2 rRNA genes are annotated in these 3,269 nt (G+C 49.8%); both read right to left on the bottom strand.

The window, feature by feature from the left end:
- Nucleotides 1–116, bottom strand: a 5S ribosomal RNA gene (gene rrf / locus ECA1_RS16620).
- Between the two features lie 81 nt (nucleotides 117–197).
- A 23S ribosomal RNA gene (locus ECA1_RS16615) occupies nucleotides 198–3,112 on the bottom strand.
- Between the last annotated feature and the right edge of the window lie 157 nt (nucleotides 3,113–3,269).

Below are 3,269 nucleotides of genomic sequence, written 5' to 3'. Positions count from 1 at the left end.
GCGTGGCGACGTCCTACTCTCACAAAGGGAAACCCTTCACTACAATCGGCGCTAAGAAGCTTAACTTCTGTGTTCGGCATGGTTACAGGTGTATCCTTCTTGCTATCGCCACCACACTATTCAATTGAGTAAGTTTTGCTCACTCAAAACTGGATCGAAGAAATCAAAACTCTACGAGTTTACGTGCTTTTTTCTTTTTGGTTAAGTCCTCGATCGATTAGTATCAGTCCGCTCCAACCATCACTGGCCTTCCACTTCTGACCTATCTACCTGATCATCTCTCAGGGATCTTACTTTCTTAAAGAAATGGGAAATCTCATCTTGAGGTGGGCTTCACACTTAGATGCTTTCAGCGTTTATCCCTTCCCTACATAGCTACCCAGCGATGCCTCTGGCGAGACAACTGGTACACCAGCGGTAAGTCCATCCCGGTCCTCTCGTACTAAGGACAGCTCCTCTCAAATTTCCAACGCCCGCGACGGATAGGGACCGAACTGTCTCACGACGTTCTGAACCCAGCTCGCGTGCCGCTTTAATGGGCGAACAGCCCAACCCTTGGGACCGACTACAGCCCCAGGATGCGACGAGCCGACATCGAGGTGCCAAACCTCCCCGTCGATGTGGACTCTTGGGGGAGATAAGCCTGTTATCCCCAGGGTAGCTTTTATCCGTTGAGCGATGGCCCTTCCATGCGGAACCACCGGATCACTAAGCCCGACTTTCGTCCCTGCTCGAGTTGTAGCTCTCGCAGTCAAGCTCCCTTCTGCCTTTACACTCTTCGAATGATTTCCAACCATTCTGAGGGAACCTTTGGGCGCCTCCGTTACCTTTTAGGAGGCGACCGCCCCAGTCAAACTGCCCATCTGACACTGTCTCCCAGCCCGATAAGGGCTGCGGGTTAGAGTGGCCATAACGCAAGGGTAGTATCCCACCATTGCCTCCATCGAAACTGGCGTCCCGATCTCTACGGCTCCTACCTATCCTGTACATGCGGTACAGACACTCAATATCAAACTACAGTAAAGCTCCATGGGGTCTTTCCGTCCTGTCGCGGGTAACCTGCATCTTCACAGGTACTAAAATTTCACCGAGTCTCTCGTTGAGACAGTGCCCAAATCGTTACGCCTTTCGTGCGGGTCGGAACTTACCCGACAAGGAATTTCGCTACCTTAGGACCGTTATAGTTACGGCCGCCGTTTACTGGGGCTTCAATTCGTACCTTCGCTTACGCTAAGCACTCCTCTTAACCTTCCAGCACCGGGCAGGCGTCAGCCCCTATACGTCATCTTTCGATTTTGCAGAGACCTGTGTTTTTGATAAACAGTCGCTTGGGCCTATTCACTGCGGCTGCTCGTTAGAGCAGCACCCCTTCTCCCGAAGTTACGGGGTCATTTTGCCGAGTTCCTTAACGAGAGTTCTCTCGCTCACCTTAGGATTCTCTCCTCGACTACCTGTGTCGGTTTGCGGTACGGGCCGTTGTTTTCTCACTAGAAGCTTTTCTTGGCAGTGTGACATCAGAAGCTTCGGTACTATTATTTCCCTCCTCATCACAGCTTGTCCGTACAGGTAGAAGCATTTGACTCCTACCAAGACTTACTGCTTGAACAGACATATCCATCAGTCTGCACTTCTTAGCCTCCTGCGTCCCTCCATTGCTCAAACAAAAACAACGGGTACAGGAATATCAACCTGTTGTCCATCGCCTACGCCTGTCGGCCTCGGCTTAGGTCCCGACTAACCCTGGGCGGACGAGCCTTCCCCAGGAAACCTTAGTCATTCGGTGGACAGGATTCTCACCTGTCTTTCGCTACTCATACCGGCATTCTCACTTCTAAGCGCTCCAGCAGTCCTCACGATCTGCCTTCAACGCCCTTAGAACGCTCTCCTACCAATGCACCTAATGGTGCACTCCACAGCTTCGGTAAACTATTTAGCCCCGGTACATTTTCGGCGCAGGGTCACTCGACTAGTGAGCTATTACGCACTCTTTAAATGGTGGCTGCTTCTAAGCCAACATCCTAGTTGTCTGTGCAACCCCACATCCTTTTCCACTTAATAGTTATTTGGGGACCTTAGCTGGTGGTCTGGGCTGTTTCCCTTTCGACTATGGATCTTATCACTCACAGTCTGACTCCCGGATATGAATGAATGGCATTCGGAGTTTATCTGAATTCGGTAACCCGAGATGGGCCCCTAGTCCAAACAGTGCTCTACCTCCATCATTCTCAATTCCGAGGCTAGCCCTAAAGCTATTTCGGAGAGAACCAGCTATCTCCAAGTTCGTTTGGAATTTCTCCGCTACCCACACCTCATCCCCGCACTTTTCAACGTACGTGGGTTCGGTCCTCCAGTGCGTTTTACCGCACCTTCAACCTGGACATGGGTAGATCACATGGTTTCGGGTCTACGACAACATACTCATTCGCCCTATTCAGACTCGCTTTCGCTACGGCTCCGTCTCTTCAACTTAACCTCGCATGCTATCGTAACTCGCCGGTTCATTCTACAAAAGGCACGCTATCACCCATTAACGGGCTCTAACTTGTTGTAGGCACACGGTTTCAGGATCTATTTCACTCCCCTTCCGGGGTGCTTTTCACCTTTCCCTCACGGTACTGGTTCACTATCGGTCACTAGGGAGTATTTAGCCTTGGGAGATGGTCCTCCCGGATTCCGACGGAATTCCTCGTGTTCCGCCGTACTCAGGATCCTCCTAGGTGTTATCCAAATTTCGCCTACGGGGTTTTTACCCTCTTTGACATACTTTTCCAAGTATTTCGACTATCTGAATAGACTACCATATCGGAGTCCTACAACCCCAACAAGCAAGCTTGTTGGTTTGGGCTTTTCCCGTTTCGCTCGCCGCTACTCAGGGAATCGAATTTTCTTTCTCTTCCTGCAGGTACTTAGATGTTTCAGTTCTCTGCGTCTACCTCGACTGCGCTATGTATTCACGCAGACGTAACATCCTATAAAAGATGCTGGGTTCCCCCATTCGGAAATCTCTGGATCATAGCTTACTTACAGCTCCCCAAAGCATATCGGTGTTAGTCCCGTCCTTCATCGGCTCCTAGTGCCAAGGCATCCACCGTGCGCCCTTATTCACTTAACCTTTGACCTTACGGTCGGTTTTGAGTACTTCTTCTAGCGATAGAAGGTTGCTCAAGAAAATAAGCGTTGAACTTATTAAAAAACTCTTTTAACATTTCAACTCGGTGTGTGTTACTTGTTTTGATTATTTCTTCGATATCCAGTTTTCAATGAACAAA

The organism is Enterococcus casseliflavus NBRC 100478, from assembly GCF_001544095.1.
GTDB lineage: Bacteria > Bacillota > Bacilli > Lactobacillales > Enterococcaceae > Enterococcus_D > Enterococcus_D casseliflavus.
The sequence above is the reverse complement of the archived record's forward strand: the minus strand, read 5'-3'. Positions and strand labels throughout refer to the sequence as shown.